This is a genomic window from Burkholderia sp. GbtcB21, assembly GCF_019091065.1.
GTDB lineage: Bacteria > Pseudomonadota > Gammaproteobacteria > Burkholderiales > Burkholderiaceae > Burkholderia > Burkholderia pyrrocinia_C.
Genome location: NZ_JAGXKA010000005.1, coordinates 418,800 through 445,473 on the forward strand (window position 1 = coordinate 418,800; position 26,674 = coordinate 445,473).

Here is a 26,674-nt window from a genome sequence, read left to right on the forward strand (position 1 = left end):
GCGTCCCGATCAGCCTTGCTGTTCGACGAGCGCGCGCGCGTCGGCGACGTGGCCGCGATACGCCTCGAAGATGTTGCGCAGCGCGTCGTCGAACGTCGCTTGCGGCGCCCAGCCGAGTTCCTGCATCGTGTTGTCGATCTTCGGCACGCGGTTCTGCACGTCCTGGTAGCCGTTGCCGTAGTAGGCGCCGGACGTCGTCTCGACGAGCTTCACCTGCTTGGCCGAATCGGCGTACTCGGGGAATTCCGCCGCCAGTTCGAGCATCTTGTGCGCGAGCTCGCGAACCGAGAAGTTGTTCTTCGGATTCCCGATGTTGTAGATCTTGCCCGATGCGACGCCGTTCTTGTTCTCGATGATCTTCATCAGCGCGCTGATGCCGTCGCCGATGTCGGTGAACGCGCGCTTCTGCGAGCCGCCGTCGACGAGGCTGATGTTCTCGCCGCGCACGATGTGGCCGAGGAACTGCGTGACGACGCGCGAGCTGCCTTCCTTCGGCGTGTAGATCGAGTCGAGGCCCGGGCCGATCCAGTTGAACGGACGGAACAGCGTAAAGTTCAGGCCTTCCATCCCGTAACCCCAGATCACGCGGTCCATCAACTGCTTCGAGCACGCGTAGATCCAGCGCGGCTTGTTGATCGGGCCGTAGGTAAGGGCGGACGCGTCCGGGTCGAACTGCTCGTCCGAGCACATGCCGTAGACCTCGGAGGTCGACGGGAACACGAGGTGCTTGCCGTACTTGACGGCCGAACGCACGATCGGCAGGTTCGCCTCGAAGTCGAGCTCGAACACGCGCAGCGGCTGCTGGACGTAGGTGGCGGGCGTCGCGATCGCGACGAGCGGCAGGATCACGTCGCACTTCTTCACGTGATACTCGACCCACTCCTTGTTGATCGTGATGTCGCCTTCGAAGAAATGCATCCGCTCGTGGTTGACGAGGTCGCCGAGCCGATCGGTCTGCATGTCCATGCCGAACACTTCCCAATCGGTGGTTTCAAGAATGCGCTTCGACAGGTGATGGCCGATGAAGCCGTTCACACCCAGGATCAGGACTTTTTTTGCTTTCATGAATGACGGGAAGAATGAATGAACTGCGCGAATTCCGCGGGCGTCACGACGGTTTCGCTGCCGTCGCGCTGCTGCCACAGCTCGAGAATGGATAGGGCGCGGCTGTCGCCGCAGACGCCGAATAGCGCATTATCGCTTACGTGCAGGCCGGGCGGCAAATCCGCCGCGGCGGCCGCTGCCGCGCTGCCGGGCGCCGCGAGACGCGCGCGCGCGATCACGAAACGCGTGCCGCCGACGTCCGTGAACGCGCCCGGATACGGCGGCGCCACCGCGCGCACCAGGTTGTAGACCTGCGCTGCCGGCTTCGACCAGTCGACGCGGCCGTCCTCGGGCTTGCGCCCGCCGAAATAGCTGCCGGTCGCGAGATCGTTCGGCAGGTGCGCCGCCTCGCCCGCGAGCAGCGCGGGCAGCACGCGCCAGAGCGTCTGCTCGGCGGCCACCGTGACCTTGTCGAACACCTGCGTGGCCGTGTCGTCCGGCAGGATCGGCACCGCGGTCTGGCCGATGATCGCGCCCGCGTCGGGCTTCGCGGCCATTTCGTGCAGCGTCGCGCCGGTTTCGGTCTCTCCGTTCAGCACGGCCCAGTTGGTCGGTACCCGACCCCGGTATTTCGGCAGCAGCGAACCGTGCATGTTGTACGCGCCGCGCGGCGCGATCGCGAGCAGGTCCACCGGCAGCATGTGCCGGTAGTAGAACGAGAAGATGAACTCCGGCTGCGCGTCCGATACCGCGCGGCGCAGCGCCGGATCGGCAGGATCGGCCGGCGTGACGACCGGAATGCCGTGCTCGGCCGCGACGGACGCGACGCTGCCGAACCAGATGTTCTCGTTCGGGTTGTCCTCGTGCGTGACGACGAGCGCGACGTCGACGCCGCGCGCGAGCAGCACCTGCAGGCACCGCACGCCGACGTTGTGATACGCGAAGACGACCGCGCGCGGCTTCATTGCGCGGCTCCCGTGCGGTTCGCGCCGGCCGGCACCGCCGGCATGCCGTCGTGCTGCTCGAGCACGGCCTGGATCAGGTAGCGCGGCCGTGCGCGCACCTGCTGGTAGATGCGGCCGACGTATTCGCCGAGCAGGCCGAGCGCGAAGATGATCACGCCGAGCAGGAAGAACGTGATCGCGAACAGCGTGAACACGCCTTGCACTTCCGCGCCGACGATGAAGCGCCGCACGAGCAGCAGCACGAACAGCGCGGCGGAGCCGAGCGACAGGATCACGCCGATGAACGACAGCCACTGCAGCGGTACGACCGAGAAGCCCGTCACGAGGTCGAAGTTCAGCCGGATCAGGCTGTACAGCGAGTACTTCGACTCGCCTGCGAAGCGCTCCTCGTGCGCGACCTCGATTTCGGTCGGCTTCTGCGCGAACGTATAGGCGAGCGCGGGGATGAACGTGTTGACTTCGCCGCACACGTTGATCGTGTCGATGATGCGGCGGCTGTACGCGCGCAGCATGCAGCCCTGGTCGGTCATCTTGATGCGCGTGATGCGCTCGCGCAGCCGGTTCATCATCTGCGACGCCTTGCGCCGCCACAGGCTGTCCTGGCGCTGCTTGCGGATCGAGCCGACGTAGTCGTAGCCCTCGCGCATCTTCGCGATCAGCTTGCCGATTTCCTCGGGCGGATTCTGCAGGTCGGCGTCGAGCGTGATGACGATCTCGCCGCGCGATTGCGCGAAGCCCGCGAGGATCGCCATGTGCTGGCCGTAGTTGCCGTTGAGCAGCACGACGCGCGTCGTGTCGGGGCGCACGTGGAACTGGTCGGCGAGCATCGCGGCCGAGCGGTCGCGGCTGCCGTCGTTGATCAGGATCACTTCGTATGACGTGTCGAGTGCGTCGAGCGCCGGATACAGCCGCGCGAACAGCGCGGCGAGGCCGTCTTCCTCGTTGTACACGGGGATGATGACCGATACTTCGGGCCGGCCGGCGTCCAGGTGCCCGGCGCCCGGATGCCCGGCGCGTGCTTCAAGGTGACTCATGTACGCTTATTTTCCGTATTGTTCACAAATCTGGTTGATGGCGTCGACCACGCGACGCACGTCGCCCTCCGTCATCTGCGTGAACAGCGGCAGCGTGACGGTCGACGCGCCGTACCGTTCGGCGTGGGGGAACATGCCCTCCTTGAAGCCGCGCGCACGATACAGCGTGAAAAGATGGATCGCCGGGTAGTGGATGCCCGTGCCGATGCCGCGTTCCTTCATTTGCGCCATGAACTCGGCGCGCGGGATCGACAGCCGCTCGAGCGGCAGCGTGATCTGGAACATGTGCCAGTTGCCGTTCTCGAATTCGGCGACCGGCAGGCCGACGCCGAGCTTCGCGGCCGGGCCGCCGTCGAACGCGGCGAAATACGCGCGCGCGAGCGCACGGCGCTGCGCGGTGAAGCGCTCGAGGTGCGGCAGTTGGCCGAGGCCGACGCGCGCGGCGACGTCGGTCAGGTTGTACTTGCCGCCGAGCACGTCGCAGTCCATCCCGTCGAAGCCCGTGCGCGTGATGCCCTGCAGCCGGTACTTCTGCGCGAGCGTCGCTTCGTCCTCGTTGTTCAGCACGAGTGCGCCGCCTTCGATCGTCGTCAGGTTCTTGTTCGCGTGGAAGCTGAACGACACGATGTCGCCGAACGCGCCGATGCGCTTGCCGTTCCACGTCGAGCCGAGCGCCTGCGCCGCATCTTCGATCACGCGCAGGTTGTGCGCGCGCGCGATCGCGTACAGGCGGTCCATGTCGACCGGCAGGCCGGCCAGGTAGACGGGGATGATCGCCTTCGTGCGCGGCGTGATCGCCTGCTCGAGCTTGTCGAGGTCGATGTTGCGCGTGACGGGATCGATGTCCGCGAACACGGGTGTCGCGCCCGTCTCGAGGATCACGTTGCTGGTCGAGACCCACGACGCCGGCGTCGTGATCACCTCGTCGCCGGCGCCGACGCCCGCGATGCGCAGGCCGATCTCGAGCGTGCAGGTGCCCGAGTTGAACGCGCGGACCGGACGGCCGCCGCAGTATTCGGACAGTGCCGCTTCGAATTTCTGGCACTGCGGGCCGGTGGTGATCCAGCCCGAGCGCAGCACTTCGACGACGCCCTGGATGGTTTCCTCATCGATCTCGGGGCGGGTGAACGGCAGAAACGGAGCGGTAGTCTGGCTCATGAACGCTTTTGGCCTGTAATGGCGTGTAATAAAAGGGTCGGGCAATCCCGTCCGAAACCGGCATTAAACACCGGTTGGCGGATTCGTACCGTGATTTTTTGTAGGCAGACGCTTAACGCCGCGAGGCATGCTCAGCTTCGTGCAAGCACGAGCACCCCGATCAAAATGATGCCGATGCCGACGAGCCGCTGGACCGACAACACCTCGCCGAACAGGTACCAGGCCGCGAATGCGTTGACGACGTAGCCGAGCGACAGCATCGGGTACGCGATCGACACGTCGACCCGCGACAACCCGAGGATCCAGACGACGACGCTCAGCACGTAGCAGCTCAGGCCGCCGATGATCGGCAGCTGGGTCGCGATCTTCAGGCCGACCGGGATGATGTTCGCACGGCTGAATTCGAAGTGTCCAACGGCGTTGACGCCGGCTTTCAGCAGAAGTTGCGCACAGGCGTTGAGCATCACGCCGGTGATGATGCAGACGAACGAAACGGGATTCATGCGGCGGGCGTCCTTACGATTGCGGTTTCTCGACGATCACGCGGCGGTTGTCGCGCGCGATCACGCGCATCGGCACGCCTTGCTTGACCAGCGCGTCGTACTGGCCGGGCGGCATGATCGCGAGCGCATGGGTTTCCTGTTTCCAGCGCGTGATCCATTCGTTGACGGTCGGAATCCATTTGTTCGGCTCCACCGAGATCCCGAACGCGAGTTCGTCCTGACGCTGGACCATGATCGTCGTGTGGCCCATATAGAACGGGAACGTGTGATCGAGCATCTCGATCGAGTAGAACGGCGTGTCGGGCGGCAGCTTCGCCAGTTCGGCGCGCACGGCGGGCGCGAGTTGCGCGCCCGAGCTGTAGCGGCCGAACTCGTCGTGCCCGGTGCCGCCGATCGTGCCGAACGCGAGCCAGGCGGCGCCGAACGCGGCGATCGCGGCGGCCACGCCCGCGCGGCGGTTCAGCCACGCGGCCGCGAGCGTCAGCGCGGCCGCGATCGCGAGGCCCGCGTACAGCCACATCTGGAACGCGCGGTACAGCGCGTTCGGCGTGCGGGCATCGCCCTGGTACGCGAGGAAGATGATCCCGAATGCCGCGGCGACGAAGAACACGAGGTAGCCGAGCAGGTGGCGGCGGAACCGGTCGGCCGACACCAGCGGCAGGTACGCGCCGATGATCAGCGCGAGCGCCGGCGCGATCGGCAGCACATACGAGATCAGCTTCGAATGCGACGCGCTGAAGAACAGGAAGATGAACGCGCTCCAGATCAGCAGCACGAGCATCGGCGAGAAGCCGTTCGGCTGGCGCGGCATCCGCAGCGCATGGCGGATGCTCTGCCACGCGACCGACAGCCACGGCAGGAAGCCGACCAGCAGCACCGGCACGAAGTAGTACAGCGGTCCCGGGCGGTTCTGTTCCGGGGTCAGGTAGCGGCGGAACTGCTGGACGATGAAGAAGAAGTTGAAGAACTCGGGGTTGCGCTGCTGGACGAGCACGAACCACGGCGTGACGATCGCGAAGAAGATCACGAGGCCGCTGACGAGATACAGGCGCTTCCACAGCGCCCAGTCGCGCGCGATCAGCGTGTAGAGCACGAGCACGGCGCCGGGCAGGATCAGGCCGACGAGGCCCTTGGACAGCACCGCGAACGCCATCGCGGCCCAGCACGCCCACATCCAGCCGCGCGCCGCGGCCGGGCGCAGCCCGGGCCGCTGCGCGAGCAGCAGCGAGCACAGCGACAGCGCCATCCAGAACGCGAGCCCCATGTCGAGCGCGTTGAAGTGGCCCATCAGGTTCCAGTACGGCGAGCTCGCGAGCACGACGGCCGCGAGGAAGCCCGACAGCGGGTTGAACAGGCGCGCGCCGGTGAAGCCGACGAGCAGCACGCCGGCGAAGCTCACGACGGCCGTGTAGAGGCGCGCCTGCCATTCGCCGATGCCGAACCATGCGAACGTCAGCGCGTTCAGCCAGGTCTGCAGCGGCGGCTTCTCGAAATACTTGTAGCCGTTGTAGCGCGGCGTGATCCAGTCGCCGGTGACGAACATCTCGCGCGCCATCTCCGCGTAGCGGCCTTCGTCGCTCGGGATCAGGTGGCGCAGCCCGAGTGGCGCGAACCAGACGATCGCGAGCGCGACGAGCAGGAGGACGAGCGTGATGCGATTGAGCGGTAGCCTCGACGGCGTATCGTTCATGGGTTTTCAGCCTGTTGGTTGTTGTGACGGGCCGCCGGCGAGTTGCGCCGGGGGCGGGCGGCCTGGCCGGGCCGATCCGGGGATCGACCCGCTGCGCCGGCCCGAGTTTTACCGCATCGGGGATTAACGTTCAATTAAGAGCGCAGCGGCGACCTTGCGGCCCTCGGCCATCAGGATGTTGTAGGTGCGGCACGCGGCCTGGAAATCCATCGTCTCGACGCCGATCCGCCTGGCCGTGAGCGCGGCGACCAGCCGCGGGTGCGGGAAGCGCAGCCGCGCGCCGCTGCCGAAGATCACGAGTTCGGGCGTCGGGTCGAGCAGCATCGCGAAATGCTCGGGCGCGAGCGCGTCGAACGACGACACGGGCCATGCCTGGACCGGCGCGCCGGGCAGCACGATGACGCTCGTTTCATGGCGTTCGAGATTGACGTCGACATAATCGGGGCCGTAGCCGGTGACGGTGTTGAGCGCGCCGCTCGCGTCCTGGTGCAGTTTCAAATCGGTATTCCGCGGTTCCGTAGGGGAATGTGTTGCAGGGCCGCACGGGCCCGGGGCGGCTGGTTTCGCGCGCCTGTGCACGCGGGACGCCTGACGGCGCGGGCCCGGCGCGGCTATGGTGCATTGCGAAAGTCGGCCAAAATCCGCTAAATTATAACTTTTTGGTCGCCCCCGGGCGCCACTTGCATCGCGCGCTGCCACAAGCCGCGCCCGATCGCCCGCTTTTTCCCAGTCTAGACAGCGCGCACAGACCGGCCGCTTTCCAGTTTTGATCCCGTCCCCCCGGCCGCAAGGCCAACCCAGGAACCGTGTCGTCGTGAAACCGATTCAGAAGTCGAACAAGCTGCTCAACGTCTGCTACGACATCCGTGGCCCGGTGCTCGAGCACGCGAAGCGCCTCGAGGAAGAAGGCCACCGCATCATCAAGCTGAACATCGGCAACCTCGCGCCGTTCGGCTTCGACGCACCGGACGAGATCATCCAGGACATGATCCGCAACCTGCCGGCGTCGTCGGGCTATTCGGATTCGAAGGGCGTGTTCTCGGCCCGCAAGGCCGTGATGCACTACACGCAGGAAAAGGGCGTCGTGGGCGTCGGCCTCGACGACATCTACATCGGCAACGGCGCGTCCGAGCTGATCGTGATGGCGACCCAGGCGCTGCTGAACGACGGCGACGAAGTACTGCTGCCCGCGCCCGACTACCCGCTGTGGACGGCCGCGGTGAGCCTGTCGGGCGGCACGCCCGTGCACTACGTGTGCGACGAGCAGAACGCGTGGATGCCCGATCTCGACGACATCCGCCGCAAGATCACGCCGAACACGAAGGCGATCGTCGTGATCAACCCGAACAACCCGACGGGCGCGCTTTATTCCGACGAATTGCTGCTGGACCTGCTCGAGATCGCGCGCCAGCACGGGCTGATCGTGTTTGCCGACGAGGTCTACGACAAGATTGTCTACGACGGCCTCGAGCACACGGCGATGGGCTCGCTGTCGGAGGACGTGATCACCGTCACGTTCAACAGCCTGTCGAAGAGCTATCGCTCGTGCGGCTACCGCGCGGGCTGGATGGCCGTGTCGGGCCTCGGCGGCGACAACCGCCGGCGCGCGAAGGACTACCTCGAGGGGCTCGGCATCCTGTCGTCGATGCGCCTGTGCGCGAACGTGCCGGGGCAGTTCGCGATCCAGACGGCGCTCGGCGGCTACCAGAGCATCAACGAGCTGATCGTGCCGAGCGGGCGCCTGTACAAGCAGCGCGAGCTCGCGTACGACATGCTCACGTCGATTCCGGGCGTGACCTGCGTGAAGCCGCAGGCCGCGCTGTACATGTTCCCGCGCCTCGATCCGAAAATCTATCCGATCCAGAACGACCAGCAGTTCATACTCGACCTGCTGCTCGAAGAGCGCGTGCTGCTCGTGCAGGGCACGGGTTTCAACTGGGCGACGCCGGACCACTTCCGCGTGGTCTTCCTGCCGAACCTCGACGACCTGACCGATTCGATCAACCGGATCGCACGCTTCCTCGACGGCTACCGCAAGCGCCATTCGGCCTGAGCGGGCAGGACCACACGGAACCCATTACTTCTTACTCATCGATCACACGCAGCATGGAACCGATCAAAGTTGGCCTGTTGGGCTTCGGCACGGTGGGCAGCGGCACCTTCACGGTGCTGCGCCGCAACCAGGAAGAAATCAAGCGACGCGCGGGGCGCGGCATCGAGGTGACGCGCATTGCCGTGCGCAACCCGGCCAAGGCGCAGGCTGCGCTCGGCGGCGACGCCGGCGCCGCGCAGATCACCGACGATTTCAATTCGGTGGTCGACGATCCGTCGATCGCGATCATCGCCGAGATGATCGGCGGCACCGGCATCGCGCGCGAGCTCGTGCTGCGCGCGATCGCGAACGGCAAGCATGTCGTGACGGCGAACAAGGCGCTGCTCGCGGTGCACGGCACCGAGATCTTCGAGGCCGCGCGCGCGAAGGGCGTGATGGTCGCGTTCGAGGCGGCCGTCGCTGGCGGCATCCCGATCATCAAGGCGCTGCGCGAAGGCCTGACCGCGAACCGCATCCAGTACATCGCGGGCATCATCAACGGCACGACGAACTACATCCTGTCGGAAATGCGCGACCGCGGGCTCGACTTCGCGACCGCGCTGAAGGCCGCGCAGGAGCTCGGCTACGCGGAAGCCGATCCGACCTTCGACATCGAAGGCATCGACGCCGCGCACAAGGCGACGATCATGAGCGCGATCGCGTTCGGCGTGCCGGTGCAGTTCGACCGCGCGTACGTCGAGGGCATCAGCAAGCTCGACGCAACCGACATCCGCTACGCGGAAGAACTCGGCTACCGGATCAAGCTGCTCGGCATCGCGCGCCGCGCCGAAAACGGCATCGAGCTGCGCGTGCACCCGACGCTGATCCCGGAAAAGCGCCTGCTCGCGAACGTCGAAGGCGCGATGAACGCGGTCGTCGTGCACGGCGACGCGGTCGGCACGACGCTGTACTACGGCAAGGGCGCGGGCGCGGAGCCGACCGCGTCGGCGGTGGTCGCCGATCTCGTCGACGTCACGCGCCTGCATACGGCCGACCCCGAGCATCGCGTGCCGCACCTCGCGTTCCAGCCCGACAGCCTGTCGAACACGCCGATCCTGCCGATCGAGGAAGTCACGAGCGGCTACTACCTGCGCCTGCGGGTGGCCGACCAGACCGGCGTGCTCGCCAACATCACGCGCATCCTCGCCGAATCGGGCATTTCGATCGACGCGCTGCTGCAGAAGGAATCGGAGCAGGTCGACGGTGCGAACGGCGAGACCGACATCATCCTGATCACGCACGAGACGCTCGAGAAGAACGTCAACGCGGCGATTGCGCAAATCGAAAGCCTCGCGACGGTCGTGTCGAAGGTGACGAAGCTGCGCATGGAAGCGCTGAACTGAGGCGGAAGACATGAACTACATCTCCACGCGCGGCGCCGGCTTCGGCGAGCGCCATACGTTCTCCGACATCCTGCTCGGCGGCCTCGCGAAGGACGGCGGACTGTACCTGCCGGCCGAGTATCCGAAGGTGTCCGCCGACGAGCTCGCGCGCTGGCGCGCGCTGCCGTACGCGGATCTCGCATTCGAGATCCTGTCGAAGTTCTGCGACGACGTGCCGGCCGACGACCTGCGTGCGATCACGCGCCGCACGTACACGGCCGACGTGTACAGCAACACGCGCCACGGCGAGAACGCAGCCGACATCACGCCGCTGAAGACGCTCGGCACCGAGAACGGCGCGCCGATCTCGCTGCTCGAACTGTCGAACGGCCCGACGCTCGCGTTCAAGGACATGGCGATGCAGCTGCTCGGCAACCTGTTCGAGTACACGCTCGCGAAGCACGGCGAAGCGCTGAACATTCTCGGCGCGACGTCGGGCGACACGGGCAGCGCGGCCGAATATGCGATGCGCGGCAAGGCCGGCGTGCGCGTGTTCATGCTGTCGCCGCACAAGAAGATGAGCGCGTTCCAGACGGCCCAGATGTTCAGCCTGCAGGATCCGAACATCTTCAACCTCGCGGTCGAAGGCGTGTTCGACGACTGCCAGGACATCGTGAAGGCCGTGTCGAACGATCACGCGTTCAAGGCGCAGCGGAAGATCGGCACGGTCAACTCGATCAACTGGGCGCGCGTCGTCGCGCAGGTCGTGTACTACTTCAAGGGCTATTTCGCGGCGACGCAGTCCAACGACGAGCGCGTGTCGTTCACGGTGCCGTCGGGCAACTTCGGCAACGTGTGTGCGGGCCACATCGCGCGGATGATGGGGTTGCCGATCGCGAAGCTCGTGGTCGCGACCAACGAGAACGACGTGCTCGACGAGTTCTTCCGCACGGGCGCGTATCGCGTGCGCAGCGCCGAGAATACGTATCACACGAGCAGCCCGAGCATGGACATCTCGAAGGCGTCGAACTTCGAGCGCTTCGTGTTCGACCTGCTAGGCCGCGATCCGGCGCGCGTGATGCAGCTGTTCCGCGACGTCGAGGAGAAGGGCGGCTTCGATCTCGCGGCGAGCGGCGATTTCGCGCGCGTCGCGGAGTTCGGCTTCGTGTCGGGCCGCAGCAGCCATACGGACCGCATCGCGACGATCCGCGACGTGTTCTCGCGCTACGACACGATGATCGATACGCACACGGCCGACGGCGTGAAGGTTGCGCGCGAGCATCTCGACGCAGGCGTGCCGATGGTCGTGCTCGAGACGGCGCAGCCGATCAAGTTCGGCGAGACGATCCGTGAAGCGCTCGATCGCGAAGCCGAGCGGCCGGCCGCATTCGACGGGCTCGAGGCGCTGCCGCAGCGCTTCGAGGTCGTGAAGGCCGACGCGCAGCAGGTGAAGGATTTCATCGCCGCGCATACGGGCGCGTGACGCGCGGCCGGGCCCGCGGGCCCGGCCGCGCAGGACGGCCGGAATGCCGATTCGTCGAACGGATCGGGGTTCCGGCCGTTTCGTTTGGCGGTGCGGTGCAGCGGTACTGCGATATGCAGGCGTTCGGCAGCCCGCCGCGCGTCTGCAGTCGAACGTCGCACGAAACAGGTGCCAGACCCGCAGGTGCCAGACCCGCGCGTCCACGACGATCACAGTTCTCGCATGTCGGCCATATCGCGCGCCCGCGCGACGGCGTCGCTACAATGACGTATTGACTCCAACGTTCCCCGATTCCATCGATGTCGAACCCGAATCCCGCGGCGCCGCGCGCGCCGATGCTGTCGACCGCCGAGGCGCTCGCCGCGCTGCTCGATGCCGCGAAGCCGCTGCCCGGCACCGAAACCGTCGCCACGCTCGACGCGCTCGGCCGCGTGCTGGCGGCCGACGTGAGCTCGCCGCTCGACGTGCCGCCGATGCATACGAGCGCGATGGACGGCTATGCGGTGCGCGTCGCCGACCTGCTGCACGGCGAGCGGCGTCTGCCGGTGTCGCAGCGGATTCCGGCCGGTCATCCGGCCGTGCCGCTCGCGGCCGGCACGGCCGCGCGGATCTTCACCGGCGCGACGGTGCCGCCCGGCGCCGACGCCGTCGTGATGCAGGAGCAGACGTCGGCCGACGGCGATGCGGTCGAGATCCTGCATACGCCGAAGGCCGGTGAATGGATCACCGCGCAGGGCGCGGACATCCGGCAGGGGGCGGTGATCCTGCCGGCCGGCACGCGGCTCACGCCGCAGGCGCTCGGCCTTGCCGCGTCGGTCGGCTGTGCGCAACTGTCGGTCGCACGGCGGATTCGTGTCGCGGTGTTCTTCACCGGCGACGAGCTGACGATGCCGGGCGAGCCGCTGAAGCCCGGCGCGATCTACAACTCGAACCGCTTCACGCTGCGCGGGCTGCTGGAGCGGCTCGGCTGCCACGTGACCGATTACGGGATCGTGCCCGACTCACTCGCCGCGACGCGCGACACGCTGCGCGAGGCTGCGCGCGATCACGACGTGATCCTGACGAGCGGCGGCGTATCGGTCGGCGACGAGGATCACGTGAAGCCGGCCGTCGAGTCCGAAGGGCGGCTCGCGCTGTGGCAGATCGCGATGAAGCCCGGCAAGCCGCTCGCGTACGGCGCGGTGCGGCGCGGCGACGATCGCCCCGATGCGCACTTCATCGGGCTGCCCGGCAACCCCGTATCGAGCTTCGTCACGTTCCTGCTGTTCGTGCGGCCGTTCCTGTTGCGCCTGTCCGGCGTGCGCGACGTCGCGCCGCGCGCGCTGTCGCTGCGCGCCGACTTTTCGCAAGGCAAGGGCGACCGGCGCAACGAATTCCTGCGCGCACGCGTCAATGCGGCCGGCGGCCTCGATCTGTTCCCGAACCAGAGCTCGGCGGTGCTGACGTCGACGGTCTGGGGCGACGGCCTGATCGACAATCCGCCGCAGCACGCGATCAGCGCAGGCGAGACCGTGCGTTTCATTCCGTTTTCCGAATTGCTGTCGTAACGCGGCGGCTTCCCGAACCATGAAGATTCAGCTGAAATTTTTTGCAAGCGTACGAGAAGCGCTGGGCGTCGCCGACGAGCAGGCCGACGTGCCGGACAGCGTAACGACCGTCGGCGACGTGCGCGCGTGGCTGCGCGTGCGCGGCGGTGCGTGGGCCGAGACGCTCGCCGAAGGGCGCGCATTGCGCATGGCGTGCAACCACGAGATGACCGATCCCGACACGCGGCTCACCGAAGGTTGCGAGGTCGCGTTCTTTCCGCCGGTGACGGGCGGTTGAGCTCGGCATGGGACCGGAGCGTGTGATGGCAACGATACGAATCCAGACCGACGACTTCGATCTGAACGCCGAAGTCGCGGCATTGCGCGCGCGCAATCCGAAGATCGGCGCGATCGCGTGCTTCGTCGGCACCGTGCGCGACCTGAACGAAGGCGATTCGGTCGCCGCGATGGAGCTCGAGCACTATCCGGGGATGACCGAGAAGGCGCTCGAGAAGATCGCCGCCGAGGCCTGCCGGCGCTGGCCGGGCATCGACGTCGCAATCGTGCATCGGGTCGGCAGGCTCCTGCCGCTCGACCAGATCGTGATGGTGGCGACGGTCGCCGCGCATCGCGGCGATGCGTTCGCGTCGTGCGAATTCGTGATGGACTACCTGAAGACCGAAGCGCCGTTCTGGAAGAAGGAAACGACGCCGGACGGCGAGCGCTGGGTCGATGCGCGCAGCACCGACGATGCGGCGCTCGCGCGCTGGGGCGTCGAATCGGGTAACACGCCGCGCTGAGCGCGGCGTCCGCGCGATGCGGCGATGTGCCGCATGTGCCGCATGTGTGTAATCGTCGCGCGCGATGTGTGCGCGTTACGCGTCCGGATCGGCGCTGCGCCCGACGATCTTCGTCGGAAACGGTTCGCCGCGGGCACGCGACGGCAATGCGTGCGGATCGTCGCCCGCGTCGCGGCGGCGCGGCGCGATCGCATCGAGCAGCGCCTGCTGCTCGGGCGGAATCCGGTAATCCCAGCCGAACCGGCTCAACTGCAGGCTCTGTGCGATCCGCAGCGCGGGTTCCATGAAGCGGATCGCCGCGGGCGGCGCGTAGCGCGCCTCGACGGTCTTCAGGAACAACGACAGCCAGCGGCTGAAATGGGCCGGCTCGATCCCGTCGAGCGGCTGGTGCGCCTGCTGCACGTTGCCGTGATAGCCCTTGGTGCCGAGCACGAGGCTCGACCAGAACGTGACCATCTTCGGCAGATGGTCGTCCCAGCGGCCGGCCAGCTTCGCGTCGAACACGGGCCCGAGCAGCGGATCGGCGCGCACGCGGTCGTAGAACGCGTAGACGAGATCGTGGATGTTGTCTTCGGTCGGCTCGGCATCGCGAGGGCGGGCCGGGGCGGTTTCGGGCGAGGCAGGCAGGGCGGTCATGGCAAAAAGGGCCGGGAGATCGAGGCAACGACGAAGCGGCGGCGCGGGCAACGCGCAGGACGCCGGCAGAATTTTGACGCAAAATAGCGTCCAACAACCCCTGAAAAACGTGCAGATGTAACGCATCTTATTGTGCGCGCGCCATCCGGGCAACCCGGGGCAGCGGAACGGGACCGTCAGCCGGCCCGGCGCGCTTCCCGACCGGCCCGGCCCGCGCAATCGGGGCACGATCGATCTTTTCCGAATTCGCCCATGAGACTCACCGACTACACCGACTACTCGCTGCGCGTGATGCTGTACCTTGCCGTGCGCGGCGAGGGGCTCGCGACGATCCAGGAGATCTCGGATGCCTACGGCATCTCGAAGAACCATCTGATGAAAGTCGTGCAGCAGCTCGGCGAGTTGGGATGGGTCGACACGGTCCGCGGCCGCAACGGCGGGCTGCGGCTGTTCCCCGAATCGCTGCTGCTGACGGTCGGCCAGGTCGTGCGCGCGACCGAGAACGACTTCGCGCTGGTCGGCTGCTTTTCGACCGACGGCAGCGAGTCGCGCGGCTGCGTGATCGAGCCGCAGTGTCGCCTGAAGGGGGTGCTGGCGGCCGCGCGCGATGCGTTCTTCGCCGAGCTCGATCGTCACACGCTCGGCGAACTGGTCGAACCCGCGTCGCCGCTTGCTGCGTTGCTCGGCATCCGTCCGGTCGCGCTCGTGCGCGCCGCGCCGTCACCGGACGAATCGCCCGCGCCCGTCGAGCCGCCGTCGACGGCCGGCTGACACGCGGGCGCCGCGTCCCGCGATCCGGCTGCGTCCCGCCTCTCGGCCGCGGCATTGCCATCCAGCGACTTTTTGCGCTGAATCAACCCGAATTTCGCTTGAAAGGCGCATAACCATCCTCATCTTGGTGTTAATCGAAAATTGGAGGTCTCGACAAAATGAGAATCGACAAGCTCACCACCAAGTTCCAGGAAGCACTCGCGGACGCGCAAAGCCTTGCGGCAGGCCGCGACAATCAATACATCGAACCCGTTCACGTACTGGCGGCGCTGGTCGCGCAGCACGACGGTTCCGCCCGTTCGCTGATGTCGCGTGCGGGTGTTCACGTGCAGGCGCTGCAAGGCGCGCTGAACGAAGCGATCTCGCGCCTGCCGCAAGTCACGGGCACGGGCGGCGACATCCAGATCGGCCGCGAGTTGGCCGGGCTGCTGAACCAGGCCGACAAGGAAGCGCAGAAGCTCAACGACACGTTCATCGCGAGCGAGATGTTCCTGCTCGCCGTGTCCGACGACAAGGGCGACGCCGGCAAGCTCGCGCGTCAGCACGGCCTCACGCGCAAGGCGCTCGAAGCCGCGATCGCCGCGGTGCGCGGCGGCTCGCAGGTGCACAGCCAGGATGCCGAAAGCCAGCGCGAGGCGCTGAAGAAGTACACGGTCGACCTGACCGAGCGCGCCCGTTCGGGCAAGCTCGATCCGGTGATCGGGCGCGACGACGAAATCCGCCGCTCGATCCAGATCCTGCAGCGCCGCACGAAGAACAACCCGGTGCTGATCGGCGAGCCGGGCGTCGGCAAGACCGCGATCGTCGAAGGGCTCGCGCAGCGGATCGTCAACGGCGAAGTGCCCGAGACGCTGAAGGGCAAGCGCGTGCTGTCGCTCGACATGGCCGCGCTGCTCGCCGGCGCGAAGTACCGCGGCGAGTTCGAGGAGCGGCTGAAGGCCGTGCTCAACGACATCGCGAAGGACGAAGGCCAGACGATCGTCTTCATCGACGAGATCCACACGATGGTCGGCGCGGGCAAGGCCGAAGGCGCGATGGATGCGGGCAACATGCTGAAGCCGGCGCTGTCGCGCGGCGAGCTGCACTGCATCGGCGCGACCACGCTCGACGAATACCGCAAGTACATCGAGAAGGATGCCGCGCTCGAACGCCGCTTCCAGAAGGTGCTCGTCGACGAGCCGAGCGTCGAGGCGACGATCGCGATCCTGCGCGGGCTGCAGGAGAAGTACGAACTGCACCACGGCGTCGACATCACCGACCCGGCGATCGTTGCCGCGGCCGAGCTGTCGCATCGCTACATCACCGACCGCTTCCTGCCCGACAAGGCGATCGACCTGATCGACGAAGCCGCTTCGAAGATCAAGATGGAAATCGATTCGAAGCCCGAAGAGATGGACAAGCTCGATCGCCGGCTGATCCAGCTGAAGATCGAGCGCGAAGCCGTGAAGAAGGAGCAGGACGAAGCGTCGCAGAAGCGCCTGCAGCTGATCGAGGAAGAGATCGACCGCCTCGGCCGCGAATACGCGGACCTCGAGGAGATCTGGACCGTCGAGAAGGCCGCGGTGCAGGGCAGCGCGCAGCTCAAGGAAGAGATCGAGAAGGCGCGGGCTGACATCGCGCGGCTGCAGCGTGAAGGCAAGCTGGAGAAAGTCGCGGAGCTGCAGTACGGCAAGCTGCCGCAGCTCGAGGCGCAGCTGAAGCAGGTCACGCAGGCCGAAGAGCGGGAGCAGCACAACCCGACGCGTCCGCGCCTGCTGCGCACGCAGGTCGGCGCCGAGGAAATCGCGGAAGTCGTGTCGCGTTCGACGGGGATTCCCGTGTCGCGGATGATGCAGGGCGAGCGCGAGAAGCTGCTGCACATCGAGGAAAAGCTGCATGAGCGCGTGGTCGGCCAGCATGAGGCGATCGGCGCGGTGGCCGACGCGATCCGCCGCTCGCGCGCGGGTCTCGCCGATCCGAACCGTCCGTACGGCTCGTTCCTGTTCCTCGGCCCGACGGGTGTCGGCAAGACCGAGCTGTGCAAGGCGCTGGCGTCGTTCCTGTTCGATTCGGAAGAGCACCTGATCCGCATCGACATGAGCGAGTTCATGGAGAAGCACAGCGTCGCGCGGCTGATCGGCGCGCCGCCGGGTTATGTCGGCTACGAGGAAGGCGGCTACCTGACGGAAGCCGTGCGCCGCAAGCCGTACAGCGTGATCCTGCTCGACGAGATCGAGAAGGCGCATCCGGACGTGTTCAACGTGCTGCTGCAGGTGCTCGACGACGGCCGCATGACGGACGGGCAGGGGCGCACGGTCGACTTCAAGAACACGGTGATCGTGATGACGTCGAACCTCGGCTCGCAGGTGATCCAGGCGATGACCGGTGCGCCGCAGGACGAGATCAAGGACGCGGTGTGGCTCGAGGTGAAGCAGCATTTCCGCCCCGAGTTCCTGAACCGGATCGACGACGTCGTCGTGTTCCATGCGCTCGACCGCAGCAACATCGAGTCGATCGCGAAGATCCAGCTGGCGCGCCTGCACGACCGGCTCGCGAAGCTCGACATGGCGCTCGACGTGTCGGAAGCGGCGCTCGAGCAGATCGCGAAGGTCGGCTACGATCCGGTGTTCGGCGCGCGGCCGCTGAAGCGCGCGATCCAGCAGGAGATCGAGAACCCGGTCGCGAAGCTCATCCTCGCGGGCCGCTTCGGTCCGAAGGACGTGATTCCGGTCGACGTCAACGACGGCAAGTTCGTGTTCGACCGCGTCGTTCACTGAACGCCGGCCACCGGCCGCACGCCCGGCGCGCAAAAACAAACACCCCGCCTCGGCGGGGTGTTTGCATATGGAGCGGCCCGATTGGGCCATGAAGCGGGGGCCGCGAAGCGGCGCGGACTCAGGCCTGCTTGTTGCCGCCGAACATGCCGGCGAGCTGCGTCAGCGTGCCGAGCACGTTCGACGTATCGATCTGGCCGCCGGCCGGCACTTCGCCGTTCGGCGTCGCGCTGTTGACGACGTGCGGCAGCACCTGCGCGAGGATCGACGAGGCCTGACCCGGATCGATGCCGACCTTGCTCGCGAGCGAGCCGACGACGTCCGAGCCGAGCACGTTCTGCAGCGTGTCGGCCGAGATCGGCTGGTTCTCGCCGGTGCCGACCCATGAGCCGATGACCTCGCCGGCGTCGCCTTTCTGGAACTTCTCGATCAGCCCGTTCAGGCCGCCCGGCTGGTTGTTGATGAATTCGAGCGCGGTCGTGATCAGTGCGCTTTGCGAGTTGCCGCCGGCCTGGCCGCCGATCAGACCGCCGACGATGTCGAGGAGACCCATGATTCTTCACCTTTACCGATAAGGGCGCCGCAATAAGGGCGCCCGTTGAACGAATGCCGCGCGCACGCCGTCGCGCGCGCGGCGCACATCAGGCGCCCGACGCCGCGGCGGCGGAGGCTGCCTTGTCCTTCTTGCTCTTTTTCTTCGAACCCTTCGCCGCCTTCGCGGACGACGCTGCGGCCGGTGCGCTCGCACCCGCGTCGGCGGATGCCGCTGCGGCCGCTGCCGCCTTTTCCTTCTTAGACGCGCGCTTGGTCTTGGCCGGCTTCGCGGCCGCATCCGGCGCGCTTGCCGCCGGGGCCGGCGCCGTGGCCGTCGTGCCGGCCGTCGCGGTCGTGGACGTCGATGCGGTGCCTGTCGACGTCGTTGCCGACGTCGTCGCGGCCGGCTTCGACAGCTTCACGCCTTTCGGCGGCGTCGACGAGCCGCCGATCGTCAGGCCGTTTTCCTCGAGATGCCCGACCGATTTCGTGCCGAGACCCTTCACCCGATTTGCGAGATCGTCGGCGTCCTTGAATGGGCCGTTCTTGGTGCGTTCGTCGATGATCGCCTTCGACTTGACGGGCCCGAGACCCTTCACGGCTTCGAGCGCGGCCTGGTCGGCCGTGTTGACTTCGACGGCCGCGGCAAAGCCTGCGGCGAGCGACAGCGATAGCGCGACGAACAGCATCAGCAGCTTTTTCAGCATGGCAAAGGCTCCCTGGTTCTGACGGATGAATGGCTGTTGCAACGGACGGCGGGGCGAGACCTGGCCGGGCGTCGCCGTTAAGCATAGGACAAATGCGTGCCCTTTTTAAGACAGGCTGACCGAATCTTGCTGAAGGCTTGCGTCGCTGTAAAGGCCGAAAGCCGCGCCGGGCGGCGGTTTTGACCATTCTTTACGGTGTCGAGGGGCGTTGCGGGTTGTCGTCGCGCTGGCCGTTCGATAGTGCTTGACTTAGAGTTAGCTCTAACTCCTAACCTTGTTCCTGCCATGTCGAAACCCGTATCCAAACCTTCCGCCGCCGGTCCACTGACGATCGGGCAAGTCGCCGAGCTGACCGGCGTGTCGACGCATACGTTGCGGTATTACGAGCAGGCCGGCCTGCTGCGCGCGATTTCGCGCACGGCGGCCGGGCACCGGCTCTATGCGCCGGCCGACCTTGACTGGCTGGCGTTCGTGATGCGCCTGAAGGCGACCGGCATGCCGATCGCGCAGATGCAGCAGTTCGCGGCGCTGCGCGCGCAAGGCGAGCCGACGTTCGGCGCGCGGCGGCGGTTGCTGGTTGCGCATCGCGACGCGGTGCGCGCGCATATCGCGGAGCTGCAGGCGAGCCTCGACGCGATCGGCGACAAGATCGCGTACTACGAGGCGCGGGAACGCGATACGGAACGACGGGCGACACCTTCTCACTCTCAATCGGAACAGGACGGACACGATGGAACAACTCGTTGAAGATCGTTATACGCGCGGCTGGAACAAACTGAAGGAAATCGACGGCGAAGTGGGCGAACGCGTGATCGCGGCGCTTGCACCGATCGCGCCGGATTTCGGGCGGCTCCTGGTCGAGTTCAGTTTCGGCGACATCTACAGCCGGCCGCAGCTCGACCTGAAAGCACGCGAGATCGCGACGATCGCGGCGCTGGCCGCGCTCGGCAACGCACAGCCGCAACTGAAGGTGCATATCGAGGCCGCGCTGAACGTCGGCTGCACGCGCGACGAGATCGTCGAGGTGTTCATGCAGGTGGCCATCTACGCGGGTTTCCCGGCCGCGCTGAACGCGCTGTTCGCCACGCACGAGGTGTTCGTGCGGCGCGACGAAGCGGCCGGTGAGGCCGGGAAAGCAAGCGAAGCGGCCGCGCAGGCCGCGTGATGGCGGTCGCGCCGGCTCGTCACGCGCGGTGCGGCGCGACGATCCGGTGTTTCGCGATCCGCCGGTACAGCGTCGCGCGCGAGATGCCGAGCGCCTGCGCGGCCGCGTCGGGCCGCCAGCGGTGCGCGGTGAGCGCCGCGACGATGCGGCCGCGCTCGTCGTCGGGCAGTGCGCCGGCCGGGGCGCCGCCGAGCTGCGCGGCGAGGTCGGCCGGCAGGTCGCGCCGCGTCACGCGCGCGGCGTCGCACACCGCGCACGCATAGCGCAGCACGTTGCGCAGCTGCCGTACGTTGCCGGGCCACGGATAGGCGGCGAGCTGTTCGGCGAGCGTCGCGTCGAGCGTGAGGACGTGGCCGGTCGCCTGCGCTTCCTCGGCGAACACGGCGGCAATCACGTCGCGCACGTCTGCGCGCTTGCGCAGCGGCGGCAGTTCGAACGTCGCGCCGCTCAGCCGGTAATACAGATCTTCGCGGAACGTGCCGTCAGCCACCATGCGCGCGAGATCGCGGTGCGTCGCGCAGATCACGTCGAGGTCGACGCGCACCGGCGTATCGCTGCCGAGCGGCACGACCTCGCCGTCGGCGAGCACGCGCAACAGCCGTGTCTGCAGCGCGAGCGGCATGTCGCCGATTTCGTCGAGAAACAGCGTGCCGCCGTCGGCGAGTGCGATCTTGCCGCGTGCGCCGTGCTTGCGCGCGCCGGTAAACGCGCCGGCTGCATAGCCGAACAGTTCGCTCTCGATCAACGCTTCCGGCAGCGCGCCGCAGTTGACGGCAACGAACGGCCGCGCGCGCCGCGCACCGGCATCGTGGATCGCGCGCGCGAACACTTCCTTGCCCGCACCGGTTTCGCCGAGCACGAGAATCGGCAGCCGCTTGCTCGCGACCCGCAGCGCGAGCTCCGCCTGTTGCGCGATGTGCGTGTCGCTGCTGTGCAGGAACGGCGTCAGCGCGCCGACGTGGCGCGTCGCGGTGCCCGCGCGCCGCGATACCGTGCCGGGTTCGCGGCCGGCGCGTCGTAGCGGCGCACGCAGCCGCGCATAGAGCGGTGCGCCGGTCGCGCGCAGCCGCAGCGCGACGATCGTATCGAGCCGCGCGGCATCGCGCAGCGGCATCTCGGTTGCGTCGAAGATCTCGTCGATATGGCGCGGTTCGCGCAGCGCCGGCAGCGCATCGCGCGCCTGCCGGTTCGCGGCGACGATATTGCCGCATTCGTCGAACGCGATCAGCCATTCGGGTTGCGCTTCGACGTAATGACGGTTCGGATGCCCGAACAATATCCAGTGCTGCGCGGTGCTGTGCACGAAGTAGCCGTCCTCGATCAGCGCCGCACTCTGCCGCACGAGCTGGTAGACGAGGCGCTGGCTGTCGCGGCCGTCGGGCGAATGGACGGCCGACGCGTCGAGCACGCCGATCAGTTCGCCGCCCGGCGAGAAGATCGGCGCCGCGCTGCAGGTGAGCGTCGTGAACGCCGCGCGAAAGTGATCGGTCTTGTGCACGGTGATCGGCGCGAGATCGGTCAGCACGCTCGCGACGCCGCACGTTCCTTCCTCGCTTTCCGACCAGCACGAGCCGATGTGCAGCCCCGCATGGCGGAAGTCGTTGCGGCGCTCGCGGTCGATCCGATAGTCGATCGTCACGCCGTGCGCGTCGGTCAGCATCACGCAGTAGTCGGCGACGCGGATCATGTCGTGCAGCCGTGTCAGGCACTGGCCCGACGCACGCAGGAAGGCTTCCTCCTTGTCGCGCACTTCGCGCAGCTCGGACGCGGTCAGCACGCGCGGGCCGATCGACGAAGCGGGGTCGAGACGGTAGCGCTCCAGCGAACGTTGCCACGACGACACGAGGCGCGCGGAATCGGCCGGCGCGGGCAGGCGTCCGGCGAGCGCGCCGAGCACACGGTCGGCGTGCTGGGCCTGGGGGACGGCGTAGGGCATGGTCGGCTCCGGTTCCGTACGGCGGGGAATTCGATGTTCTTGTAGCACATCCGGTCCGGCGGATCACATTGCATCGCAGCACGCGGCGGGCGTGAGACGTTCGTCTCATGCGTCTCTTGCCCGGTCTCGCGCGGTTGAGACACCCGCATGCGTGGCACACGGCGGTCGTCCGGCTTGTCGCGGCATGCGCCACGCCGCGTCAACGCAGGGTTTGCGGGCAGGGCGGCGCGCTTGCGCAGGCGCCGCGACGAGCGCGTCGTCGCAACGACGGCGTGAGACGCACGCGCGGATTCGCCGCGCGCTGCGTCGTCACGGTCGCGAACCCGGAACATGTGCATGCCCGCCGCGCCAGCGTGGGCGCGGGTTTCGCGGTCATTGCACACACGATGGCACGCCGCTTGCAGAGATCACGTGCAAGCCCGGCGCAGTCGCGTCGGCGACGACGATCCGCAGCCCGTCGATGGCAGCGGACGAAACAGGCAGGGCCGGAGCGGGCGCCAATGCGCCGGTGCCGGTCAACTGGATGGAGACAAACCCGTGACGACGCCCGTTACCGTCGGTGTGATCGCGAACCCCGCATCGGGGCGCGACATCCGCCGCCTCACGACGCATGCATCCGTGTTTCCGACGGCGGAGAAGGCGAACATGATCGTGCGCCTGCTGGCCGGCCTCGGCGCGATGGGCGTCGAGCGCGTGCTGACGCTGCGCGACCGGACGGGCATCGCGACGCTGCTGCTGCGCGCGCTCGACACACATCGCGCGGTCGCGCCGCACGAGCGCTGGCCCGAGGTCGAGTTCGTCGACCTGCCGATCACCGATACCGTCGCCGATACGCAAGCCGGCGCCGCGTACCTGCACCGGATGGAAGTCGCGCTGATCGTCGTGCTCGGCGGCGACGGCACCCATCGTGCGGTGGCCGCGCATTGCGGCGCGACGCCGCTCGTCGCGCTGTCCACCGGCACCAACAACGCGTTTCCCGAACATCGCGAGGCGACCGTCGCAGGCGTCGCGGCCGGACTCGCCGCGACCGGCGCCGTGCCGGCCGAGGTTGCCTTCACGCGCAACAAGCGGCTCGTCGTGCGCTGCGTGGCAGGCACACAGTCGGGGCGCGAAGAGATTGCGCTCGTCGACGTGTGCGCGGCGCGACAGCGCTTCATCGGCGCCCGTGCGATTTCGGGGCCCGACGACATCGATTCGCTCTACCTGACGTTCGCGGAACCGGACGGCATCGGCCTGTCCGCGCTCGGCGGAGCATGGGCGCCGCTCGAGCGCAGCGCGCCGCACGGGCTCGCGATGCGCTTCGCAGACGAAGGCAAGACGGCCGGCACGCCGCTCGTCGCGCCGATTGCACCGGGCCGCGTCGACCGCGTCGTGATGCGCAGTTGCGAGCGGCTCGAACCGGGCGCGTGGCAGACGATCCCGTTCGAGCGCGGCACGCTCGCGTTCGACGGCGAGCGCGAGATCGAGGTTGCGCGCGGCGATCGCTACGAGATTTCGCTCGACTGGCGCGGGCCGCTGACGGTCGATGTCGGCCGCACGCTGCGCTACGCGTCTTCGCGGCAATTGCTGCGCGATGCCGGCGCATGGCGCAACTGAACCTCCGTTGTTCCGAACGACATTTCGACATCCATAACGAACATCAAGGAGACATTGCCATGACAGCCCCACTCGAAGGACAGGTCGCCATCGTCACGGGTGGCGCGCGCGGCATCGGCCGCGGCATTGCGCTGACACTCGCCGGCGCGGGCGCCGACATCCTGCTGGCCGACCTGCTCGACGACGCGCTCGATGCCGCCGCGAGCGCGGTGCGCGCGCTCGGCCGCCGGGCGGCGGTCGCGAAGGTCGACGTCACGCAGGCCGTGCAGGTCGACGCGATGGTCGCGCAGGCGCTCGCCGAACTCGGCCGGCTCGACATCCTCGTGAACTGCGCGGGCGTGATCAGCATTCATCCGGTCGAAGCGCTGACCGAACGCGACTGGGATTTCGTGATGGACGTGAACGCGAAGGGCACGTTCCTCGGCTGCCGCGCGGCGCTCGCGCATCTGAAGGCGCAGGGCCGCGGCCGGATCATCAACGTCGCGTCGATTGCCGGCAAGGAAGGCTTTCCGAATCTCGCCCATTACAGCGCATCGAAGTTCGCGGTCGTCGGCTTCACGAACGCGCTTGCGAAGGAGCTCGCGCGCGACGGCGTGACCGTCAACGCGATCTGCCCGGGCATCGTGCGTACCTATATGTGGGACCGGCTGTCCGACGAATGGAAGACCGACGGCGAATCGGTCGAGGAGTCGTGGCAGCGGCACCAGTTGACGCTGATCCCGCAGGGCCGCGCGCAGACGCCCGAAGACATGGGCCGGCTCGCGCTGTTCTTCGCGACGATGGACAACGTGACGGGCCAGGCCGTGAACGTCGACGGCGGCTTCACGTTCCACTGACGGCCGCAGGCCGTGCAATCCGTCGCCGCGGCACGGCCGCGGCGGCATTCGCAGTCAGACCTACCCAGGAGACACACATGACCGTTTCGACCCAGCTCAGCAGGGACAAGCTGCTGGACGCATACCGGCTGATGCGCACGATCCGCGAATTCGAGGAGCGCCTGCACGTCGAATTCGCGACCGGAGAGATCCCCGGCTTCGTTCACCTGTACGCGGGCGAGGAGGCGTCCGCGGTCGGCACGATGCTGCACCTCGGCCTCGCCGACTACGTTGCCACCACGCACCGCGGCCACGGCCATTGCATCGCGAAGGGCGTCGACGTGCGCGGGATGATGGCCGAGATCTACGGCAAGAAGACCGGCGTCTGCCACGGCAAGGGCGGCTCGATGCACATCGCCGACCTGTCGATGGGGATGCTCGGCGCGAACGGGATCGTCGGCGCGGGCGGCCCGCTCGTGTGCGGCGCGGCGCTCGCGGCGAAGCACAAGAAGTCCGGCGGCGTCGGCGTGTGCTTCTTCGGCGACGGCGCATCGAACCAGGGCGTGATCTTCGAATCGATGAACCTCGCGTCGGTGTGGCGGCTGCCCGCGATCTTCGTCGCCGAAAACAACGGTTATGCGGAAGCGACGTCGTCGAGCTGGTCGGTCGCGACCGACAACATCGCGGATCGCGCGAACGGGTTCGGGATGCCGGGCGTGATTGTCGACGGCTTCGACTTCTTCGCGGTGCACGAAGCGCTCGGCGAGGCCGTCGAGCGTGCGCGCAACGGCGGCGGCCCGACGCTCGTCGAGGTGAAGTTCACGCGCTATTTCGGCCATTTCGAAGGCGATGCGCAGACCTACCGCGCACCCGGCGAGGTGCAGAAGCTGCGCGACGAGAAGGACTGCCTGAAGCACTTCGAGACGCGCGTCGTGCGTGCCGAGGCGCTGACGACCGACGACCTGCGCGCGGTCGACGCCCAGGTGAAGGCGCTGATCGACGACGCAGTCGCGCAGGCGAAGGCCGCGCCGCTGCCCGACGCGGCCGACCTGCTGACCGACGTCTACGTGTCGTACCCGTGAGCGCGGCCTGACACTGCAGCCGGCACGGCGAACCGAACATTCCAGGAGACAGACATGGCAAGGAAGATCACTTATTCGCAGGCGATCAACGAGGCGCTCGCGCAGGAGATGGCGCGCGACGACAGCGTGATCGTGATGGGCGAGGACAATGCGGGCGGCGCGGGCGCGCCGGGCGAGGACGACGCGTGGGGCGGCGTGCTCGGCGTGACGAAGGGGCTGTTCCACAAGTTTCCGGGCCGCGTGCTCGATACGCCGCTGTCCGAAGGCGGCTACATCGGCGCGGCGGTCGGCGCGGCCGCGTGCGGGATGCGGCCGGTCGCGGAACTGATGTTCATCGATTTCATGGGCGTGTGCTTCGACCAGATCTTCAACCAGGCCGCGAAATTCCGCTACATGTTCGGCGGCAAGGCCGTGACGCCGGTCGTGATCCGCGCGATGTACGGCGCCGGGCTGCGCGCGGCCGCGCAGCACTCGCAGATGCTCACGTCGCTGTTCACGCACATCCCGGGGCTGAAGGTCGTGTGCCCGTCGACGCCGTACGACGCGAAGGGGCTGCTGATCCAGGCGATCCGCGACGACGATCCCGTGATCTTCCTCGAGCACAAGCTGCTTTACACACGCGAGGGCGACGTGCCGGAGGAGTCCTATGCGATTCCGTTCGGCGAGGCGAACGTGATGCGCGACGGCGACGACGCAACCATCGTCACGTACGGCCGGATGGTGCATCTCGCGATGGATGCAGCCGCGAAGCTCGCGAAGGACGGCATCCAGGTCGACGTGATCGACCTGCGCACGACGTCGCCGCTCGACGAGGAAACCATCCTCGAAAGCGCGGCGCGCACCGGGCGCGTGGTGGTGGTCGACGAAGCGAACCCGCGCTGCTCGATCGCGACCGACATCGCCGCGCTCGTCGCGCAGCGCGCGTTCCGAACGCTGAAGGCGCCGATCGAGCTCGTGACCGCGCCGCATACGCCCGCGCCGTTCGCGAGCGTGCTGGAAGACCTGTATATCCCGTCCGCCGATGCGATTGCGCAGGCGGTCCTGAAGACGAGGAGCTGACAC

Annotated in this window: 25 protein-coding genes; 14 read left to right on the top strand and 11 right to left on the bottom strand. The window is 67.4% G+C overall.

Annotated features, from left to right (window positions below; genetic code table 11):
- Positions 1–9 precede the first annotated feature (9 nt).
- From KVT39_RS15220 to KVT39_RS15250, 7 genes are all read right to left on the bottom strand, one after another.
- Positions 10–1,065: a bifunctional UDP-4-keto-pentose/UDP-xylose synthase gene (locus KVT39_RS15220; protein ID WP_051983717.1), complete on the bottom strand. Its 1,056-nt coding sequence runs from the start codon at positions 1,063–1,065 to the stop codon at positions 10–12.
- The gene (locus tag KVT39_RS15225) at positions 1,062–2,009 is read right to left on the bottom strand and encodes a formyltransferase (protein WP_217589484.1); all 948 of its coding nucleotides are present in this window, start codon (positions 2,007–2,009) and stop codon (positions 1,062–1,064) included. The genes KVT39_RS15220 and KVT39_RS15225 overlap by 4 nt, the downstream gene beginning before the upstream one ends.
- Positions 2,006–3,043, bottom strand: a complete 1,038-nt coding sequence (locus KVT39_RS15230) for a glycosyltransferase (protein ID WP_034181243.1) — start codon at positions 3,041–3,043, stop codon at positions 2,006–2,008. The genes KVT39_RS15225 and KVT39_RS15230 overlap by 4 nt, the downstream gene beginning before the upstream one ends.
- Positions 3,044–3,049: 6 nt before the next feature.
- Complete coding sequence (locus KVT39_RS15235) at positions 3,050–4,201, bottom strand: DegT/DnrJ/EryC1/StrS aminotransferase family protein (RefSeq protein ID WP_034181244.1); 1,152 nt, start codon at positions 4,199–4,201, stop codon at positions 3,050–3,052.
- A 131-nt stretch (positions 4,202–4,332) separates the two neighbouring features.
- The gene (locus KVT39_RS15240) at positions 4,333–4,704 is read right to left on the bottom strand and encodes an SMR family transporter (RefSeq protein WP_034181245.1); all 372 of its coding nucleotides are present in this window, start codon (positions 4,702–4,704) and stop codon (positions 4,333–4,335) included.
- A 13-nt stretch (positions 4,705–4,717) separates the two neighbouring features.
- Positions 4,718–6,394, bottom strand: coding sequence for a glycosyltransferase family 39 protein (locus KVT39_RS15245; RefSeq protein ID WP_034181246.1), 1,677 nt, complete (start codon positions 6,392–6,394; stop codon positions 4,718–4,720).
- 123 nt (positions 6,395–6,517) lie between these two features.
- Positions 6,518–6,892, bottom strand: coding sequence for an Mth938-like domain-containing protein (locus KVT39_RS15250; RefSeq protein WP_034181247.1), 375 nt, complete (start codon positions 6,890–6,892; stop codon positions 6,518–6,520).
- Positions 6,893–7,208: 316 nt separating this feature from the next.
- Between KVT39_RS15250 and KVT39_RS15255 the strand changes: the two genes are divergently transcribed.
- From KVT39_RS15255 to KVT39_RS15280, 6 genes are all read left to right on the top strand, one after another.
- On the top strand, positions 7,209–8,447 hold the full coding sequence (locus KVT39_RS15255; RefSeq protein ID WP_217589486.1) for a pyridoxal phosphate-dependent aminotransferase: 1,239 nt from the start codon (positions 7,209–7,211) through the stop codon (positions 8,445–8,447).
- Between the two features lie 53 nt (positions 8,448–8,500).
- Positions 8,501–9,829 carry a homoserine dehydrogenase gene (locus KVT39_RS15260; protein ID WP_034181249.1) on the top strand — a complete coding sequence of 443 codons (1,329 nt, stop codon included), beginning with the start codon at positions 8,501–8,503 and terminating at the stop codon, positions 9,827–9,829.
- A gap of 10 nt (positions 9,830–9,839) precedes the next feature.
- Entirely contained in the window at positions 9,840–11,291 is a 1,452-nt protein-coding gene (gene thrC, locus KVT39_RS15265) for a threonine synthase (protein WP_217589488.1), read from the top strand.
- 299 nt (positions 11,292–11,590) lie between these two features.
- Positions 11,591–12,838 (top strand): gephyrin-like molybdotransferase Glp, encoded by a 1,248-nt coding sequence (gene glp / locus KVT39_RS15270; protein ID WP_105392289.1) that lies wholly within the window; start codon positions 11,591–11,593, stop codon positions 12,836–12,838.
- A gap of 19 nt (positions 12,839–12,857) precedes the next feature.
- Positions 12,858–13,115, top strand: coding sequence for a molybdopterin converting factor subunit 1 (moaD, locus tag KVT39_RS15275; protein ID WP_011352296.1), 258 nt, complete (start codon positions 12,858–12,860; stop codon positions 13,113–13,115).
- A gap of 25 nt (positions 13,116–13,140) precedes the next feature.
- Entirely contained in the window at positions 13,141–13,617 is a 477-nt protein-coding gene (locus tag KVT39_RS15280) for a molybdenum cofactor biosynthesis protein MoaE (RefSeq protein WP_072437206.1), read from the top strand.
- Positions 13,618–13,692: 75 nt separating this feature from the next.
- Here KVT39_RS15280 and KVT39_RS15285 read toward each other — a convergent pair whose 3' ends face one another.
- Entirely contained in the window at positions 13,693–14,253 is a 561-nt protein-coding gene (locus KVT39_RS15285) for a group III truncated hemoglobin (RefSeq protein WP_217589489.1), read from the bottom strand.
- A gap of 252 nt (positions 14,254–14,505) precedes the next feature.
- Here KVT39_RS15285 and KVT39_RS15290 point away from each other — a divergent pair, with 252 nt between their 5' ends.
- The gene (locus KVT39_RS15290) at positions 14,506–15,024 is read left to right on the top strand and encodes an Rrf2 family transcriptional regulator (RefSeq protein ID WP_034181254.1); all 519 of its coding nucleotides are present in this window, start codon (positions 14,506–14,508) and stop codon (positions 15,022–15,024) included.
- 158 nt (positions 15,025–15,182) lie between these two features.
- On the top strand, positions 15,183–17,780 hold the full coding sequence (gene clpB / locus KVT39_RS15295; protein ID WP_034181255.1) for an ATP-dependent chaperone ClpB: 2,598 nt from the start codon (positions 15,183–15,185) through the stop codon (positions 17,778–17,780).
- 118 nt (positions 17,781–17,898) lie between these two features.
- Here clpB and KVT39_RS15300 read toward each other — a convergent pair whose 3' ends face one another.
- Together KVT39_RS15300 and KVT39_RS15305 are read right to left on the bottom strand one after the other, a co-directional pair.
- Complete coding sequence (locus KVT39_RS15300) at positions 17,899–18,330, bottom strand: YidB family protein (protein WP_175750308.1); 432 nt, start codon at positions 18,328–18,330, stop codon at positions 17,899–17,901.
- An 88-nt stretch (positions 18,331–18,418) separates the two neighbouring features.
- Complete coding sequence (locus KVT39_RS15305; protein WP_105392285.1) at positions 18,419–19,018, bottom strand: helix-hairpin-helix domain-containing protein; 600 nt, start codon at positions 19,016–19,018, stop codon at positions 18,419–18,421.
- Positions 19,019–19,303: 285 nt separating this feature from the next.
- Here KVT39_RS15305 and KVT39_RS15310 point away from each other — a divergent pair, with 285 nt between their 5' ends.
- Complete coding sequence (locus KVT39_RS15310; protein ID WP_175750310.1) at positions 19,304–19,765, top strand: MerR family transcriptional regulator; 462 nt, start codon at positions 19,304–19,306, stop codon at positions 19,763–19,765.
- On the top strand, positions 19,749–20,183 hold the full coding sequence (locus tag KVT39_RS15315) for a carboxymuconolactone decarboxylase family protein (protein ID WP_217589490.1): 435 nt from the start codon (positions 19,749–19,751) through the stop codon (positions 20,181–20,183). Before KVT39_RS15310 ends, KVT39_RS15315 begins: the two co-directional genes overlap by 17 nt.
- 19 nt (positions 20,184–20,202) lie before the next feature.
- Here the strand turns inward: KVT39_RS15315 and KVT39_RS15320 are convergent, their stop codons facing one another.
- A complete protein-coding gene (locus KVT39_RS15320) occupies positions 20,203–22,119 on the bottom strand; it encodes a sigma-54-dependent Fis family transcriptional regulator (protein WP_034181260.1) in 1,917 nt (638 codons plus the stop codon).
- A 537-nt stretch (positions 22,120–22,656) separates the two neighbouring features.
- Between KVT39_RS15320 and KVT39_RS15325 the strand changes: the two genes are divergently transcribed.
- The 4 genes from KVT39_RS15325 to KVT39_RS15340 all read left to right on the top strand — a co-directional run bounded on the left by KVT39_RS15325 (position 22,657) and on the right by KVT39_RS15340 (position 26,671).
- Positions 22,657–23,715, top strand: a complete 1,059-nt coding sequence (locus KVT39_RS15325; RefSeq protein WP_105392282.1) for an ATP-NAD kinase family protein — start codon at positions 22,657–22,659, stop codon at positions 23,713–23,715.
- Between the two features lie 59 nt (positions 23,716–23,774).
- On the top strand, positions 23,775–24,551 hold the full coding sequence (locus KVT39_RS15330) for an SDR family NAD(P)-dependent oxidoreductase (RefSeq protein WP_217589491.1): 777 nt from the start codon (positions 23,775–23,777) through the stop codon (positions 24,549–24,551).
- Positions 24,552–24,628: 77 nt separating this feature from the next.
- Positions 24,629–25,612: a thiamine pyrophosphate-dependent dehydrogenase E1 component subunit alpha gene (locus KVT39_RS15335; RefSeq protein WP_217589492.1), complete on the top strand. Its 984-nt coding sequence runs from the start codon at positions 24,629–24,631 to the stop codon at positions 25,610–25,612.
- Between the two features lie 54 nt (positions 25,613–25,666).
- The gene (locus KVT39_RS15340) at positions 25,667–26,671 is read left to right on the top strand and encodes an alpha-ketoacid dehydrogenase subunit beta (RefSeq protein WP_072437216.1); all 1,005 of its coding nucleotides are present in this window, start codon (positions 25,667–25,669) and stop codon (positions 26,669–26,671) included.
- The last annotated feature ends 3 nt before the right edge of the window (positions 26,672–26,674 follow it).